Origin of the sequence: Fibrobacter sp. (genome assembly GCF_017545445.1) — a bacterium.
In the GTDB taxonomy this organism is placed as follows: domain Bacteria; phylum Fibrobacterota; class Fibrobacteria; order Fibrobacterales; family Fibrobacteraceae; genus Fibrobacter.
The window spans coordinates 1-16,922 of record NZ_JAFWOM010000164.1 but is presented as its reverse complement, the minus strand read 5'-3'; the positions used below and the strand labels follow the sequence as shown (position 1 = coordinate 16,922).

Sequence of the window (16,922 nt, the reverse complement as noted above, 5' to 3'; positions counted from 1 at the left end):
AGTATGTTGCCGTTTATCGTGGGGGGCCGTGATAGCGTAGTCTTGGAAAAACCGAACGAAATCCGTAAAGGCGATGTGGTTCTTGCCTACGTGGAAAGCGAAAATCGAGAAGATAAGCATTATGTTATTCATAGGGTCATTGCTTTGGAGGACGATCGTGTGACCTTGATGGGTGATGGCAATTTGGTTTTGCGTGAATACTGTAATAGAAACGAGGTTTGTGCGAAAGTGTCGTTAGTTGTGAAACCAAATGGGAAAAAACGGTCGTTGGATTCCTTTTTTTACCGCTTATCGTCGAAAGTTTGGTTTGCTTTGCTACCTTTTAGGCGGTATCTTCTTTGGATTTATAATAAGGTGAATTAATATGCGTATAAAGAATGGATTTGTGCTCCGCGAAGTCTGCGGTGAACAGGTAATCATGGGCGAAGGCGTTGGCGCTCTCGATTTTGGAAAGCTCCTCTGCTTGAACGAAACTGCGGCCTGGCTTTGGAAAAAGGCTACTGAAATGGGTGATTTTTCGATCGATGGCCTTGCTGATGCTTTGTGCTCCGAATATGATGTCAGCAACGAACAAGCTAAAATTGACGTAGCGGCAATTGTCGCTGAATGGCAAAAGGTCAATGTGCTAGAATGAAATACATCGTCTGGCTGTGGCGTGGGACGCGTAACGCCCGTTTGAATATTGCGATCCGCATTTTGGTGGGGATTGGGCGTGTTGCGCTCGGCCTTTTGACGATTTGGCTTAGCAAGCGGTTTATTGACGAAACGATTCGTGTTGGAACGGAAGATGACATCATGCGTATGGTGTCGCTTCTTGTCGCATCGATGGTGGGTTCTATAGTCCTTAGACTCGTGTACTACTATATGACCGGAAGTTCCATGGTCCGAAAGACGAACGAACTCCGGCTTTTTTATTTTGGCACGTTGTTTCGGCGAAAACTCTTTGACGGCAAGGAATTGCATTCTGGCGATGTCTCGTCTAGACTTTCGAAGGATATTGACAATGTGGCAACCTCCATGGTCGATACGCTTCCGGAGATGGCGGTGACTGTCATTCAGCTTGTCGGTGCGTTCCTTTTGATGCGTTGGTTCGATGCGCGCCTTGCTTGGGCTTTATTGCTTATAACACCAGTAATGATTATTGTAGGCAAGCTCATATCGCATAAGCTCAAAAAAATGACGCTTGAAATTCGCGATAGCGAAAGCAAAATTCAGATGCTTGTGCAAGAAGGGGTGGAATATAACGCTGTACTCCGCTCTTTGGAAAGCGAAAACTGGATTACAAGACATCTTTGCTTGAAACAAAGTAAACTGGAAAGAGATGTGCTGCGCCGTACCCGCTTTACGACTGTTGCTCGATTTGCTATTGGTTCCACTTTTGCCTTGGGCTATTTATTTGCATTTGTCTGGGGCGGTCTTGGGCTGCGTGAAGGAACGATTACATTTGGCATGATGACTTCTTTTTTACAGTTGGTCGGTCAAATCCAGCATCCGATTCTGACGTTGCTTGGAATGGTGCCGCAACTGGTGCATTCGACGGCAAGCATCGACCGCTTGGATGAATTGGAAACGAATTCTATCAATGAAGAACGTCAACAACGCAATAGCATCGTTATTCAGGATCAACTTGGATTGCGGTTGGAAAACGTCAATTTCGCATATACGCAAGAAACCGACAAAAACCACCGTGAAATTATTGATGATTTTTCTCACGATTTTGCACCTGGAAGCAAAACCGCAATAATGGGGGAGACGGGTAAGGGAAAGACGACTTTATTCAGACTCCTTCTTGGTTTTATCAAGCCCAATAATGGCAAAATTTTGATTTACTTGAAACATGGCGGCGAATCTAAAGCTTGCGAGGCATTCCGCGAAAATGAAGCTCTTGTTTCTGACGAGACTCGCCCGAATTTCGTCTATGTACCGCAGGGGAATACGTTAATGAACGGCTCCGTGCGTTATAACTTGCAGCTTGCGAAACCGGATGCAACCGATGATGAAATGCGAGACGCTTTGCATATCGCCTGCGCGGACTTTGTTTTTGACTTTGCTGAAGGGCTGGACTTTGAATTGGGAGAACGCGGTCGTGGTCTGAGTGAAGGGCAGGCCCAACGCATTGCGATTGCCCGTGGGCTTTTGCGACCGGGAAACATCTTGTTGCTCGATGAAATCAGTTCTTCGCTTGACGAAACGACCGAAGCTGATTTGTACAAGCGCTTGTTTGCATCATTCCCCGAAAAAACAATGATTTTCGTGACTCACCGCACTGCTGTATGCGAATTGTGCGATGAAATAGTCCGATTGTAGCTTATTGCAATTTGTAATCCTTTGGAATGTGGCGTCAATCGTTTGGCTTTTGGAGCCATTCGTATTTCTTCTGCGTATTCAATCCGCAGTAATACAGTGTTCCTTGATAGGTCACAGTGTCGGCCATTTTGCCTTTTGTACAGACTCCGCCGAGAGAGTCTATTGCGTTGAGCGGGTGCCAACCGGGAATATCATCTGTATCTGCCAAATCTTCGTCGCAATAGTAATGCTGTCCTTTAAAACCGACTAATGCTCCGTATTTCCAAAGATATCTTTTATTACAAGCACCGTACATTGCAAATATTGAATTGTTTGATGATGAAATCCATCCTTTTTCGTTAGTTCCGCAAACATAATCTTTATTGTTATATACAGTCCATATTATTTTTGTGCCGTCACAAAAGCCCAAAGCTTCCGTTATTTCATCGAAGGCTAGCCATTGAGAACGCTTGCAGTCTGTGGTTCCTCCGCATCCGTATTTCTTTCCATTGTATGTTACTGTTTTTCCTCGATTGTCACAGTTGCATTCGCCGTATTCTTCCAAGACTCCCGAATACAGCTCCCATACTTTATCTTTAGAACAGATGAACTTAACGCTGTCGATTGTTTCAATCGTTCCTGCGTTATCTGCTGTGCAATTGCCAAAAAGTTCTGGTGCTGAAACGGTTTTCCAATCTTCACGCTCGCATTTGTAAATATATTCGCTGTTGATGGATGCTACGATTTCGCCCTCTCTTTCTTTTGTACAAAATCCTTTTTCAAGTGCGATGCCAAAAACGGATTTCCAGCTTTTATTATGGCACATATAATTGTATTCTTTGTCTTGAACGATTTCGTTTTCTCTTTTTTCTGTACATATTCCATATTCTGCTTCAACACCGGAAACGGACTTCCATCGGTTATTGATACATGCGTAAGTATAGATGTAGTTTATACTGGTATCTTTGACAAGTTCATTTTCTCGGTTCGCTGTACATAATCCATATTTAGCCTCGATGCCTGTTACTTTTACCCACCTTTTATCTTGGCATACGTAGCGCTCGCCTTCAAATGTTACTAGCTCGTTATCGCGTTCTACAGTACATGAATCGTATTTTGTGATAAGTGTAGCCACGCTCCAACCATCTTTGGTGCAGATATACTCTTTAGAATTGTATATGCCGCTTTTCTTCAATTGAGCTTTGGCACAAATTCCAAGGGAATCATCCATCAGACGGCTCTCTCTCCAGGAACCCCAAGCACAAATATATTTGATGTCTTTTTTGTCCGGTTTAAACCAGTTTGTCTTGCCGTCGTTTTCGTCGGTACATTCTCCGAGAGCTTCTTCCTTTGTGGCTTTGCGCCATTTTGTATCGCAAATGTAGCTTGTTGCGTTTTGGTCTATTTTTACAACTCCTTTAACTTCTGGGACGCAGTAGCCAAGGTCGCTTTCGGGGTATTCGAGGTATTCCCATTTGGGGCCGTTCTTGCAGCCGTAATGGTTACCCCAAAAGTATTTTACCTTGTACTTGTTGGCCGAATCGCATACGCCTAAATAGTCGTCAGCCACTGCATTACGCCAGCCCGTTGAATCGCAGTAGTAAAATTGCTTTGAATCCGTGGTATCGAGAGTCCCTTTTTTGTTAGGGGTACACAATCCAATTTCTTGTTCGACTTTTGTTAAAATTTCCCACTTGTTGTTTTGGCGACAAGAATAGGAATCTCCGCTAAATTTAACGATTTTGTAATGCTTGGAACTGTCGCATTTGCCGTAAATGTCGGAGACGAGGGCCGCTCGCCAAGCGGTTGTGTCGCAATAGTAGATTTTCACATTGCGTGTCGAATCTTTTTTCGTGATGACGGAATCCATCTTTCCTGCAAGTTTCGGGGTGCAAACTCCGATTTTATTTTCGACGGTGTCTAACTTGCTCCATTGCTTGGTCGTGCGGCAAACGTAAGAATCGTCATTGTATTCTTTGACAACGTAATACTTGCTGCTGTCGCATTTGCCGATAAAGTCCGTAATCACGGCTTTACGCCAGCCTGTTGCATCGCAGTAATATACACTCGTATCCGATTTCGTGAGGATGGAATCAAGCGTGCCGGTATTTTGGGGCGTGCAGAACCCGATTTTTTCTTCTGTTTTGTTCGGCAAACGCCATTTTTTATTTTCGCAGATGTAGTTCTTTCCGTTCAATTTTTGGACGGTTCGTTCGTTTGTTTTTGTACAGGGCTCATCTAGATCGTTCATGGAGGCCAGTTCCCATGAGCTGTTGCAAATATAGAGCGAATCTTTATAGTAATACTTGCGGCCATTTTCGGAATAAGGGCATTCCGAATCTTTGGTGTTGACCCATTTGCCGTTTTTGCAAGTGTAATTTGTTTTTTTATCTGCTACGAAAAAATTGTCGTTGAGATTCGTTGTCTCAGTTGTGCAAGTCGGGAGCATCTTTTCTGTTTCAACGAAATAGGAATGCTTCATGCAACGCAAGGAATAATAACCATTGAGGTCTATTTCTTCAAAGCTTGTTCCGCCGTTTTTCTTGATGCGGATGAATTTCCCGTCGCTTGTCAGGAACTCCGCAGCTTGGCCAATGTTGGTACAAGTCAATGAGCCTTTTGTTTCTGTACAGCTACCGCCCATTTGCGGATTGAATCCAAAATCTTCGTTTGTGATGTCGCTTGCAAAGCGGGTCATGTACTTGAAATCTTCTTCGGACGGAACGTCAAAACCTTCAGGGCATGCGTTATAGACGTTTTGGTCCATGTACAATCTGCCATAGGATTTGCAGTTGGAGCTTTTTTCGTCGTAGCAAATGCTTTTGGTGCCTCGTGCATCGTCGTTGACATTTTCTGCCATCCAGACGTAAGGCCCGAATTTTATCGTTTTGTAGATTTTGCCGCTTCGGGTATCTTTTACTTCTTCTTTTATAATCGAGACCGAACCGAGTTCCGATTTAAAGGGAGTCCCCATGGCTGAAGAATCCTGATAATTGTCATAGCCATCAAATATTTTACTATCTGATGAGGATGGGGAAGAACTCGAAGAATAGCAATCAGAGCATTCGTCTGTGCTTGATGATCCGTTGTCGTCCCCGCATGCCCAGAAAGCAAGCAGACAGCAAAAAGTAGAAATGATTTTGTATGACTTGTCCATAATGGGTAAAATACCAAAAAATATTGGGACGGACAAATTGTTTTTGTAAGTTTTTTGTAATTTTATTCAGGCGGTTTGTAAGGCTTTTTACGGAACCGTTTTTTAGTTCATTTTCGTGTTTTTACTACTTTTAAAAATATGGTTACTTTAGCTCTTTCTCATTTTGAAAAAAGTTTCCCGGCAGCGCTTCGTGGCAAGCGTCTGGGTGCGGTTCTCCATCCGGCTTCGGTTTGTGCCGATTTGAGTTATACACTTGACTTGCTCAAGGATTTGGACGGCAAGCTCTTTAAACTTTCGGCTTTGTTTGGCCCGCAGCACGGCATCAAGGGGCATACGCAAGATAACATGATTGAATGGGAAGGCTATGAAGACCCGGAATTGCATATTCCGGTTTACAGCCTTTACGGCGAACATCGCGAACCGACGGCGGAAATGCTTTCGCATGTGGATGCGATGCTTGTGGATTTGCAGGATGTGGGCGCGCGTTACTACACGTTCATCTGGACGCTTTTCCTCTGCATGAAGGCGTGCGAAAAGGCTGGAATCCCTGTTGTTGTCGTGGATCGCCCGAACCCGATCAACTGCGTGGATGAAGAAGGCCCGGTACTTGACCTCAATTACACGAGCTTTGTGGGTTTGCATAGCATTCGCACTCGCCATGCAAAGACGATTGGCGAACTTGCTGAACAGTTCAAGGCTGAGCGATTCCCGAAGTGCGAACTTTACGTGATGCACATGGATGGTTACGATAAGCGCATGTGGTTTGATGAAACTGGACTCCCGTGGATTTTGCCGAGCCCGAACATGCCCACGCTCGATACCGCCATCGTGTATCCGGGCATGTGCCTGTTTGAAGCGACCAACGTGAGTGAAGGCCGTGGCACGACGCGTCCGTTCGAAATTTTCGGTGCGCCGTTCATCGATGCGGTCAAGCTTTGCAAGTACATGAATGGCCTTAAGCTCCCGGGCGTGTATTTCCGCGAAAACTATTTCCAGCCGACGTTCCACAAGGGCGCGGGGCAGATTTGTGGAGGTGCGCAGATTCACGTGACTGACCGCAACAAGTTCCGCAGTTTTGAAATGGCGGTGAAGCTGTTGCAGTACATATTCAATGAATACCCGAAGGACTTTGCGTGGAAGCAACCGCCGTACGAGTATGAATTCCACAAGCTGCCGATTGATATTTTGCTTGGCAACGGAACGTTCCGCAAGGAATTTATTGAGACGAGTATTTAATGGTTGTTGGGACTGCCTCGAAAAATGCGTCGGATGCCGTCACCTCGGCCTGTCATCCTCGACTAAGGTTGGTGCACTTCGGCAGGCTCAGTGACCTTTTGCCGAACCTTTTAATGTGTCATCCCCGACTTGATAGGGGATCTCCTTACACGGAACTCTATTGCAGAACACTTGTATAAATGAAACTTAGACTTTCGACAGAAACTTTGAACCGCTTAAAGCGCTTCCGCAAAAACAAACGAGCTTTTTGGTCGCTTGTGATTTTGGTGGTGGCTTACTTGCTTTCGCTCACGAGTCCGTGGACGGTAAACGACGAGCCGTTCTTCTTGCGTTATAACGGCAAGAATTATTTCCCGGCGTTTGCACGTTACAGCGAAGCGGACTTTGGTGGCGAATACAAGACGGAACAGGATTACGCGAAGCTTTTTGCGGATGTTGCGGAATGCAAGCAGGACGAAGAAGAGGGTTTTCCGCGTGCTGGGGGCTGCCCCGAAATGTGGACGCTTATGCCGCCAGTGCCGCACGATCCGCTGAAGGCGGATCTGAGCGAGGAGGGAACCCCTCCGTTTGCACCGAGCGCAAAGCACTGGCTTGGCACGGATAGCAATGGGCGAGACGTTCTTTCGCGTTTGATTCACGGTTTCCGCATTTGCATTAGCTTTAGCTTGCTTTTGACCGTGCTCGGGACGTTCCTTGGCATTGTGATTGGCGGTATCCAGGGCTATCTCGGAAAGTTCTGGGATACAGGCATGCAGCGTATGATCGAAATTTGGTCGTCGCTCCCGATGCTTTACGTGGTGATTCTCATCGGCAGTATTTATGGCCGCAGTTTCTGGCTTTTGATTTTGATTATGGCGGCTTTCAATTGGCTTTCGCTCAGCTATTACATGCGTGCGGAATTCCTGAAGCTCCGCAGCATGACTTACGTGATGTCCGCGAAAGTGCTTGGCCTTGGACATCGACACATCTTTTTCAAGGAAATCTTGCCGAATGCGATGACGCCCGTGGTGACGCTATTCCCGTTCACGCTTATCGGCGGAATCGGGAGCCTCACGTCGCTAGATTTCTTGGGCTTTGGACTCCAGCCGCCCACGCCAAGTTGGGGCGAGCTCATGAGTCAGGGGCTCAACAACCTCTACGCTCCGTGGATTTCTGTGAGCACGGTCGCTGCGCTCTTCGTGACGCTTTTGCTTACGACATTTGTCGGTGAAGGCGTGCGTGATGCAATGGACCCGAAGTCGGGGGATAGATATGTTTAATGCAATACGACTGAGTGGTCCATGCCAAGCGGGAACGGCTCGTATTAACGAGCCGTGTGAGCGCGGAGCAATCGACATCAAATGTTCTGATTGCGTTATTAAGTCGATTGCGGAGTCGTCAACCGACCCGAAGTCGGGGGATAGATATGTTTGAGGTGTGGGCTATGAGGTCGGCACGGAGTGCCTTTGAGGTCGCTTCGCTTTGAGGTATGAGCATGCTAGACGAAAGCGGCGCGGGCACATCATTTTTGACCTTGTCATCCCGGACCCTCAGGTCACTGAGCCTGTCGAAGTGCCGGGATCTCCTTACGCAGTGTTGTATAAGTCGATTGCGGATATCTATCATTTGGGAGCCTGTCATTCTGGAGGGGCAACGCCCCGATAGAATCCATTGAATTTAGAGATTAAAGAATATGAGCAAAGCTGTTCTTAGTGTAAAAGATGTTTCTGTTGCGTTCGGGTTCGACAAGAACGGTCGTTCGCGTGATGGCAAAGAGCCGTTGCAAGTGACGGACCGTGTTTCGTTTGACATTTATTCGGGTGAATTTTTTGCGTTGGTGGGTGAGTCCGGTTGCGGAAAGAGCGTGACTGCGATGAGCATTTTGCGCTTGTTGCCGTGGCCGAGTGCAAAAATCGTGAGCGGCGAGATTTTGTTCGGTCAAGACGCCCGCGACCTTGTGAAACTCCCGCTCGATGAACTGCAATCTGTTCGCGGCTCCGAAATCGCATGCATCTTCCAGGAACCGATGCAGGCGCTCAATCCCGTCGTCACCATCAAAAAACAATTGCTTGAAGTTTTCAAGTACGGTGTCACTCGCAAATCGAAGGATCCCACGCTATCTCGAATGACTTGTGGCTGTTCGTCATCCTCGGAGCGAAGCGAAGGGGATCCAGTCAATTCTCCGTTGAATGTAATTCGCGAGCAACTTCGCCTTGCCGGCTTTACTGACCCCGACCGCGTTTTGAATTCGTATCCGCACGAACTCTCGGGCGGTATGCTCCAGCGCGTTTGCATTGTGATGGCTCTCCTCCCAAAGCCCAAACTCATTATCGCTGATGAACCTACAACAGCTTTGGATGTGACCGTGCAGGCTCAAGTGCTCGCTGTCCTCAAGGACATGGCCGAAAAGACGGGAACTGCCGTTCTGCTCATTACGCACAACATGGGAATCGTTTCGCAGTACGCCCACCGTGTCGCCGTGATGTATGCCGGTCGCATCGTCGAAGAAGGTCCTGTCCGCGAAGTCATCAACCATCCGATGCATCCTTATACGCAGGGACTCTTGGCTGCTATTCCCGAAAGCCATAGCGACTTGCGTACGCTTGCGTCGATTCCGGGGTCTGTGCCGCATCCGAAAGATTTTGCTCAAGGCTGCCGCTTTGCCGACCGCTGTTGCAAATGCTCGCAAGCTGCGGCGGAGCTTCGCGAAAAATGTCTCTCTGCGGAACTCCCACCGAAAATTGCTGACGCTGAACATTTTGCATACTGCTTTTTTCAGGCAAAAGGATAATATTTATAGATTCTTTTATGCATAGGTCTAAATGATGCGTGATAATTAGTTAAATAATTGAGGATAATGACAGTTCGTCGTGAGAATGGAGGCGTCAACTCTGAGCTGGGGGCCCGCCCGCATGATGTACTTATTGCATAATAAAAACGATTTTTTGGCGGTGAATCATAATTTTTTTGAAATTTATTTTATTTTTAAATCGTTAAATATTTGAAAAATTTCTTTCGGGGAAACCTTCCATGTTTTGCAACCAATGCCATAAAAACTTAAAGGATTTTGAAGCTTTACTCGATAAAATGGAAAATTGCCCGTTCTGCGGAGCTAAATTAGTCCGGCCAGCCGTCAAGGTTCCTCAAAAAGGCGTGAACGAATTGCTTGAATGCATGCTCCAACAAGTGGGCGAGAACTTTTTTACTGAAGATTCCACTTTGGAAAATGAGCTCCGTAATCTGAACGCTCCTGAATTCGAAGATGCGAAAGACCGTCTGTTCTTGCTTGTGTTAAAGCATATTCCTTCGAGCATGTTTGCCGTAAAAGATTTTTCGGATGGCGAACAACAAGAAGTGCTGGAGGCGTGCTTAAGGCGTCTTTGTGTGGATTTGGGAATGTCCTTTGAACCTTGCGCTCAGATGCTAGACGCTTTGCAAATGTACATCTGGAAGAAAACGTTCCCGTTGTCCCCGAATTTCTTTGAAGGACATTTTGTCGATCCTCGCGACGGACAAGTTTATAAAACCGTGAGAATCGGTGACCAAGTATGGATGAAGGAACCTTTGAAATACAAGTGCGTTGGCTATTGCGGCGAGGGGTTTTATGAATGGAATGCTGTCAATAAATATTGCGAAGTTCGCGGTTGGCGCGTTCCCAAGAAAAAGGATTTTGAAAAACTTATCCAAACCGCTTCAAGCTTGGGTTGCGGTGATGCGTCGAGCGTCTTGATGTCGCGGAAGGGCTGGGAAAAGTGCAGTGTGACTCCGACGGATAACCTTGGTTTTGAAGCGACTCCTGTCAAAGGTAACACTGGTGGCATTGGCAGTAACTATTACAGCCATTACTGGACTGCCGAAGATAAGTACTGCTTTGAAATTTTCCCTGGCCGAATTTCTTTCAGTACGCACACGCAGTCTTACCTTCGTTTGATCAAGGACGATTCCGCTGAAAATAAGGGATAACTCCGTCTCCGCGGACTCCCTTATCTTCTACAGTCTATTAATCACGAGACTTAACTGGATCCTGTAGGATGACACGAGAGGACAATGTCATCCCGGCCTCTGTGCCGGGATCGGCTTTTTCTCACAATACTGACCCCGGAACAAGTCCAGGGTGACACGCAACTTCTTACTTTCTACTGTTTACTAATCACTAACCACTGTTCACTTAAATTCTTCGCACCACTTGGGCACGACTTCGGTCGCTTTCCCTTGAATGACGACGTCCGTGTAAGGGTCGCCATAAGGAGCTTCAAGATTCAAGCAAGTGACTTTCGCACCGTACGAATGTGCGAAACTTTTAAAGCCTGCCGCGGGATACACGACGCTGCTTGTGCCGATATAGACAAATTCATCGCAGTTCTTGAGGGCGCTTTGAATTTCGTCCATGTACAAGGGCGTCTCGCCAAAGAATACGATGTCCGGGCGCACGGGGCTTCCGCAAATCGGGCATTTCGTGTCCATCGTTTCTTCGCCGGTGAAATCGAATTCATGTTCGTGCTTGGTGCAGCGAAGTTTCATTAAGTCGCCGTGCATGTGCAGCACGCGTTTGCTGCCGCCGCGTTCATGCAGGTCATCGACGTTCTGCGTTACCAGCAAGAATTGATCGCCGAGGCGTTCTTCGAGTTTGGCAAGCGCAATGTGGGCGGCGTTCGGCTGGTGTTCGGGGAGTCCCTTTCGCAAGAAGTTGTAAAAGTCTTTGACGCGTTTTGGGTCACGGCGGAGTGCGTCCGGCGTGCACACGTCTTCGATGTTTTCGTGTTCCCACATGCCGTCGTTTCCGCGGAATGTGCGGAGTCCAGATTCGGCACTGATTCCAGCGCCTGTCAGTACAACGAGTTTTAAACGTTTCATTTTTTCTCCTTCTTCTTGCTAAATGCTTGCAAAGAAAAGCGCTTCTGCGACGATGCCGCTTTCAAAGTCCGGCAAATACAAACTTTCGTTTTCGCCATGGGCGTTGCATTCCGGGTCTTCGAGGCCGGTGAGTAAAATGGGGATGTTACCGAACGTGTTGCGGAAAAGTTCCGCTCCGGGGATGCTTGCGCCACAGCCGATGAACTTGGTGGGGGAGGCATAAGCGTCCGTCATGGCATCGCTCATCTTCTTGAAGAACGGGTGCGTCGTGTCGGTGACGAACGGATTCGCGCCGTCTTCCTTGTCGATGGTGATTTCCATGTTGTTTGGAACTTGAGCCTTGAGGTAGTCGGCAAGCATGTCGGTGCATTTCACGGCATCCATGCCGGGGGCAAGGCGGATGCCGATGCGGGCGTAGGCGCTGTCTTGAAGCACGTTGCCGGCGTTCACGCGAGAACCCGATTCAAATGTGCTCACGATGATACTCGGTCGGCGCCACAACGAAATTAAAATTTCGTCTTCGGGTACATTCAATTTTACTTGTTCGAGAACACCGCCGTCGTTGCGGAAAATTTCTTCGGTCATGCCGAGCGATTTGTATGATTCCAATTCTTCCTTGGTCGGCGGAACGATATCGTCTTCGTAATGCGGAATGAGAATCTTGCCGTCTTTGTCGGTGAGGCTTGCAATCATGCAGCACAGAGCTTGGGCTGGGTCTGGAATCGGACCGGACCAGGAACCGGAATGGAGCGGCGCTTTTGTCGCACGGAGCGTCACGTTGATTGCGCTCATGCCGCGAAGCGTCGTCGTGATGGAGGGCGTTCCCTTTGCGAAGTTTCCGAGGTCTGCGACAATGACGGCATCGCACTTCAAGAGTTCCGCATGTTCCGTGAGAATCTTCTCGAAGCCGGCGCTTCCGGATTCTTCTTCGCCTTCGATGATGAACTTGAGATTCGGGCCTTCGTTTTTGAGTTCGCGGCGAACCTGTTCAAGGGCTGCAAGATGCGTGATGATGCCAGCTTTATCGTCAGCGGTGCCGCGTCCAAAGAGACGGTCACCTTTTTGCGTTGCTTTAAACGGCGGCGTGTCCCACAAAGCTTCTCGCATGGGCGGCTGCACGTCGTGGTGTGCGTATAAAAGAATGGTCGGCTTGTCTGGGCTGGTGAGGCTTTCGGCGTAAACGCTCGGTCGTCCGCTCGGCGGCGTCAAAAATTGGATGTTGGTAAGCCCTGCTTTCGCAAACATTTCCTTGACGGCGTTCGCGGAGTCCAAAACGTACTTCTGGTCAAAATTGTCAAAACTGATGGACGGGATAGCGACTAAGCTTGAAAGCATGTCGATGTAGCGCGGCATGTTTTCGTGAATGTTTTTCTTGATTTGATTTTGCATAATTTACTCTCTTGTCTAATAGAATTATAATTTTTTTCGTGGTATGGCAATAGGTGCTTTGTTGGGTCTATCCGTCTTGTGGGACTGTCTTTGGTGGCTTATTTTTCTATTTTACTATTCATGAGTAATAATTGCATCAACCACGAATATTATTTGCGGCCCAGTGACCGTGTTTTAGCACTCATTCGTCGAATTTTCCATAATAATCCGGAATTTCGCCATGATTCCTTGAAACATGTGGCGCGATTTGCTCCGGTGATTCCGTTTATGGGCGGTCATCCGGACTTGAGCAAGATACTGAATCGCGTGGTGACTTTTGCGGATGGCTCTAATCCGCTTCATTTCGGGTGCCCGATTGTGCTTGCGGCTGGTGCAAACAAGACTGCGAAACGTATTTGCGATTACGCCAACATGGGCTTTGGTGGAATTTCTGTCGGGACGGCGACTCGTCACGTGCGCGAAGGAAACACCCACAGACCTCGCATCGGGTTCATCGAAAATGATCGTGCCATCTATAACAGCATGGGACTCAACAATGATGGTGTCGAAGCCGTGACACGTCGCGTCGATGTTCAAATCGCTGCAGCTCGCAGAGCCGGCATGTGCGTGGGCATTTCTGTGGCAGAAACGCCGGGTCTCACTGACGAAGCCGAAAAAATAAAAGATATCGTTGAAAGTTTTTCTATCGCCTACCGCGTTGCAGATTATATCGAAATCAACGTGAGCTGCCCAAATACGGGGGAGAACCGCCTCGATCTCGATATGTCCTTTATCGACAAGATTTTCTCCGAAATAAAGAATTATCGCGATGCGCAAAGCTACCGCAAAGCCGTATATGCAAAACTCAGTCCCGACATGGCCGAAGCGCACACGGCAACCATCATGGACGCTCTTGTAAAAGCTGGCGTGAACGGGGTCGTCGTTGGAAATACGTATCCGACTAAAAAGCTTGCCGATCTTCCTGTTCAAGTGAAATATGACGATTTGACTCCGCTCCGTGCAGATGGCGATCGCGGTGGCATGTCTGGTCGTCCTTTGTACGAAAACATGGTCAAGAACGTGAAGTTTATTCGCGAACATTACCCGCAGATGAGCGTCATGGCGTGCGGCGGAATTGACCACGGCTACAAAATTTACGACCTTCTCAAGCTCGGTGTCGATGCGGTGCAGTGCTACTCTGTCGTTGCTTTCCGCTGGATGGCGGCCCATGCGATGCGTCAAGAATTACAAGAAGCTCTTTTGAAAGACGGTTACAAGACTCTCGCTGATTACGATGCTAAGAATCCGAAATGTTAAAATAGGGGTCGTGGTACTTTTGCTTGTTTGTGTCCAGTCTTTCGCTGGATACTTTATCGAGCAGACGTATGAGGACGTGCCTGCGAAGGATTCGCTTTCGCCAATATCATTTGGTGGCGAATTGGCTTTTGCCTATTATTTGAATTCTGTGCATCCTGCAATTTTGCTGAGTGGCGAGTTGCGATTGCACAAACATCATTCGGCAGATTTGTTTGGCGTAGCCCTATTCTCTGGGGATTATATTGAAGTTGGCGCGAATTGGCGTTTTTTCTTTCGGGGACTTCGTGAAGATGACTTTTTACGCCTAGGGGTTTCGTTTGTCTCGTTTGAACGTGAGAATAAAAGCTATTTTCCGCCGCGTGTGACGTTTGGCTACGGACGAGATGTTTTATTTTTCAAGAATGCGAGTTTCCTGTGTCGGTTGGAATTTTTAGCCAGTTACATTATCGGGGAACCGCTTTTTGAAAAGGATGGTATTTTTTATCGAGAGGCTAATTTTTCTGTGGCTCTCAATATTGGTTTTTACCTATTTTAATTTTCTAATTTTTAATGAGGAAGGTTTATTGTGATGGCTATGATTCGTGCAATTCTCGCTCTTTCGTTTATGGCGGTCTCTGCTTTTGCTGGACCGTGGCTTGGGCTCACATACAAAAAATCCCTTTACGATAATCACATGGCGTTGCTCGTTTCGGGCGTTCATCCTGAATCGGGTTGCCTTGCGGCTGGAGTTGTCTCTGGCGACTTGGTCATCGGTTTTGACGGCAAGGAACTTGTCAATGTGGCGCAAATCCAGAACGTTTTGAAAGATGCTGCTGTGGGTTCTAAGGTAGGGCTTGAAATTTATCGCGATGGACAACGCATTCCGTTGATGGTCACACTGACGGAGCGCCCGGACGACATCACCAGCTTGACAGGTTCTGCGATTGGCAGTAAGATGGCGTCGTTCGGCAAGAACTTCTACAAGAACGGTGAAAAGAGAAAAGATGCACCGAAAGCAACGCTTTTGGACTTCTGGGCGACTTGGTGCGGTCCTTGCCGCCAAACGCTTCCTGTGCTTGAAAAAATGTACAACAAATATTCCGGCCAGGGGCTTGAAATCATCGGCATTTCTTCTGAACCCAAAAACACGCTTCTCTCGTTCTACAAAAAGCAGCATGCTTCTCCGTATCCGCTCTATCGCGATGGGGACCAGGGGCTGTGGCGCCGTTACGGAATCCACGCGGTTCCGACTCTTATGCTCCTTGATGCTAACGGCTATATCAAGCGCGTTTGGAGCGGAGCCCCGAGCTTCGAAATGCTCGAAAAGCTAGTGCTCGAAGTGATGAAATAATTTATTGTCTAGCTTTGCCACTTTGCGTAAAATCTTTCTTTGTACATTATAATTGTAAAAAGAATTTTACTAATGTGGGTTAGTTTTGGAAACTTACAAAAATGTAAGTATTTGGCTAGATTACCCTCGTTTTTTTGCGAAAAAAAGCAATTGATAAAACTTTTAAAAAAGTAACTTACAAAAATGTAAGAAATTGAAGTTTTTTGCCCCTTTTTCACTTTTTTTCTAAACCCTTTGCTATCTTTACAACCGTTGAAAAAACATTAACAATCAAACTCTCAACGGAGATAAAAAAATGGCAATCAAGAATGCTTACCTTCAGAAGGTTTATGAAAAGGTCGTCGCCCGTGATCCGGACCAGGCCCTCTTCCACCAGGCTGTCCGCGAATTCCTCGAATCCCTCGACCCCGTCCTCGAACAGGACAAGTCTTGGGAAACCAACGGCGTGATCGACCGCCTCGTCGAACCGGAACGCGTGATTACCTTCCGCGTGCCTTGGCTCGATGACAAGGGTAACGTTCAGGTGAACCGTGGCTACCGCGTGCAGTTCAACTCCGCTATCGGCCCGTACAAGGGCGGTATCCGTCTCCGTAACGAAGTTACTCTTTCCATGCTCAAGTTCCTCGGCTTCGAACAGATCTTCAAGAACAGCTTGACCACGCTCCCCATGGGCGGCGGCAAGGGCGGTTCCGACTTCGATCCTAAGGGCAAGAGCGACAACGAAGTGATGCGTTTCTGCCAGTCCTTCATGACTGAACTCTGCAAGCACGTCGGTGCTGACACGGACGTTCCGGCTGGTGACCAGGGTACTGGTGCTCGCGAAATCGGTTACATGTTCGGTCAGTACAAGCGCATCCGCAACGAATTTGTGGGCGTTCTCACCGGTAAGGGCCTCTCCTACGGTGGTTCTCTCGCTCGTACCGAAGCTACCGGTTACGGCCTCTGCTACTTTACTCGCGAAATGCTCAAGGACCTCGCTAACGACTCCTTCCAGGGCAAGACCGTCGTGATTTCCGGTTCCGGTAACGTTGCCCAGTTCGCTTGCCAGAAGGCAACTCAGCTCGGTGGCAAGGTCGTGACCATGTCCGACTCCAACGGCTACATCTACGACCCGAACGGCATCAACCTCGACATCGTTCTCGACCTCAAGAACGTGAAGCGCGCCCGCATTAGCGAATACGCCAAGCTCGTTCCGGGTTCTGAATACCACGAAGGTTCCAAGGGCGTTTGGACGGTCAAGTGCGACATCGCTCTTCCGTGCGCTACCCAGAACGAACTCGACCTCGAAGGTGCCAAGGCCCTTATCGCTAACGGCGTGAAGGCCGTTTCCGAAGGTGCTAACATGCCGTCTACTCCGGAAGCTATCGAAGCCTTCCAGAAGGCTGGTGTTCTCTT

Annotated in this window: 14 protein-coding genes; 11 read left to right on the top strand and 3 right to left on the bottom strand. The window is 47.9% G+C overall.

Features of this window, described 5'->3' with window-relative positions; all coding sequences use genetic code 11:
- The 3 genes from IKG78_RS18905 to IKG78_RS18895 form a co-directional block, all read left to right on the top strand.
- A partial coding sequence (locus IKG78_RS18905) for a S24/S26 family peptidase (RefSeq protein WP_290946543.1) occupies positions 1 to 363 on the top strand: 363 nt, incomplete at its 5' end.
- A 1-nt stretch (position 364) separates the two neighbouring features.
- The gene (locus IKG78_RS18900; protein ID WP_290946540.1) at positions 365 to 634 is read left to right on the top strand and encodes a PqqD family protein; all 270 of its coding nucleotides are present in this window, start codon (positions 365 to 367) and stop codon (positions 632 to 634) included.
- The gene (locus IKG78_RS18895) at positions 631 to 2,307 is read left to right on the top strand and encodes an ABC transporter ATP-binding protein (protein WP_290946537.1); all 1,677 of its coding nucleotides are present in this window, start codon (positions 631 to 633) and stop codon (positions 2,305 to 2,307) included. The genes IKG78_RS18900 and IKG78_RS18895 overlap by 4 nt, the downstream gene beginning before the upstream one ends.
- A 34-nt stretch (positions 2,308 to 2,341) precedes the next feature.
- Here IKG78_RS18895 and IKG78_RS18890 read toward each other — a convergent pair whose 3' ends face one another.
- Complete coding sequence (locus IKG78_RS18890; RefSeq protein ID WP_290946529.1) at positions 2,342 to 5,443, bottom strand: FISUMP domain-containing protein; 3,102 nt, start codon at positions 5,441 to 5,443, stop codon at positions 2,342 to 2,344.
- Between the two features lie 138 nt (positions 5,444 to 5,581).
- On the opposite strand from IKG78_RS18890, the gene IKG78_RS18885 reads away from it, so the two are divergent.
- The 4 genes from IKG78_RS18885 (at position 5,582) to IKG78_RS18870 (ending at position 10,621) form a co-directional block, all read left to right on the top strand.
- A complete protein-coding gene (locus IKG78_RS18885) occupies positions 5,582 to 6,679 on the top strand; it encodes a DUF1343 domain-containing protein (protein ID WP_290946526.1) in 1,098 nt (365 codons plus the stop codon).
- Positions 6,680 to 6,858: 179 nt separating this feature from the next.
- Positions 6,859 to 7,938, top strand: a complete 1,080-nt coding sequence (locus IKG78_RS18880; protein WP_290946516.1) for an ABC transporter permease subunit — start codon at positions 6,859 to 6,861, stop codon at positions 7,936 to 7,938.
- Between the two features lie 413 nt (positions 7,939 to 8,351).
- Entirely contained in the window at positions 8,352 to 9,449 is a 1,098-nt protein-coding gene (locus tag IKG78_RS18875) for an ABC transporter ATP-binding protein (RefSeq protein ID WP_290946505.1), read from the top strand.
- A gap of 239 nt (positions 9,450 to 9,688) precedes the next feature.
- Positions 9,689 to 10,621, top strand: a complete 933-nt coding sequence (locus IKG78_RS18870) for an FISUMP domain-containing protein (protein WP_290946496.1) — start codon at positions 9,689 to 9,691, stop codon at positions 10,619 to 10,621.
- A 201-nt stretch (positions 10,622 to 10,822) separates the two neighbouring features.
- On the opposite strand, the gene IKG78_RS18865 is transcribed toward IKG78_RS18870, so the two are convergent.
- Together IKG78_RS18865 and IKG78_RS18860 are read right to left on the bottom strand one after the other, a co-directional pair.
- On the bottom strand, positions 10,823 to 11,512 hold the full coding sequence (locus IKG78_RS18865) for an NAD-dependent deacylase (protein ID WP_290946494.1): 690 nt from the start codon (positions 11,510 to 11,512) through the stop codon (positions 10,823 to 10,825).
- Positions 11,513 to 11,530: 18 nt separating this feature from the next.
- Positions 11,531 to 12,901: a M20/M25/M40 family metallo-hydrolase gene (locus IKG78_RS18860; protein ID WP_290946491.1), complete on the bottom strand. Its 1,371-nt coding sequence runs from the start codon at positions 12,899 to 12,901 to the stop codon at positions 11,531 to 11,533.
- A gap of 120 nt (positions 12,902 to 13,021) precedes the next feature.
- Between IKG78_RS18860 and IKG78_RS18855 the strand changes: the two genes are divergently transcribed.
- The 4 genes from IKG78_RS18855 to gdhA form a co-directional block, all read left to right on the top strand.
- Positions 13,022 to 14,197: a dihydroorotate oxidase gene (locus IKG78_RS18855; protein ID WP_290946482.1), complete on the top strand. Its 1,176-nt coding sequence runs from the start codon at positions 13,022 to 13,024 to the stop codon at positions 14,195 to 14,197.
- A 10-nt stretch (positions 14,198 to 14,207) separates the two neighbouring features.
- Complete coding sequence (locus tag IKG78_RS18850) at positions 14,208 to 14,732, top strand: hypothetical protein (RefSeq protein ID WP_290946477.1); 525 nt, start codon at positions 14,208 to 14,210, stop codon at positions 14,730 to 14,732.
- Positions 14,733 to 14,765: 33 nt separating this feature from the next.
- Positions 14,766 to 15,527, top strand: a complete 762-nt coding sequence (locus IKG78_RS18845) for a thioredoxin-like domain-containing protein (protein ID WP_290946475.1) — start codon at positions 14,766 to 14,768, stop codon at positions 15,525 to 15,527.
- Positions 15,528 to 15,822: 295 nt separating this feature from the next.
- A partial coding sequence (gene gdhA / locus IKG78_RS18840; RefSeq protein ID WP_290946471.1) for an NADP-specific glutamate dehydrogenase occupies positions 15,823 to 16,922 on the top strand: 1,100 nt, incomplete at its 3' end.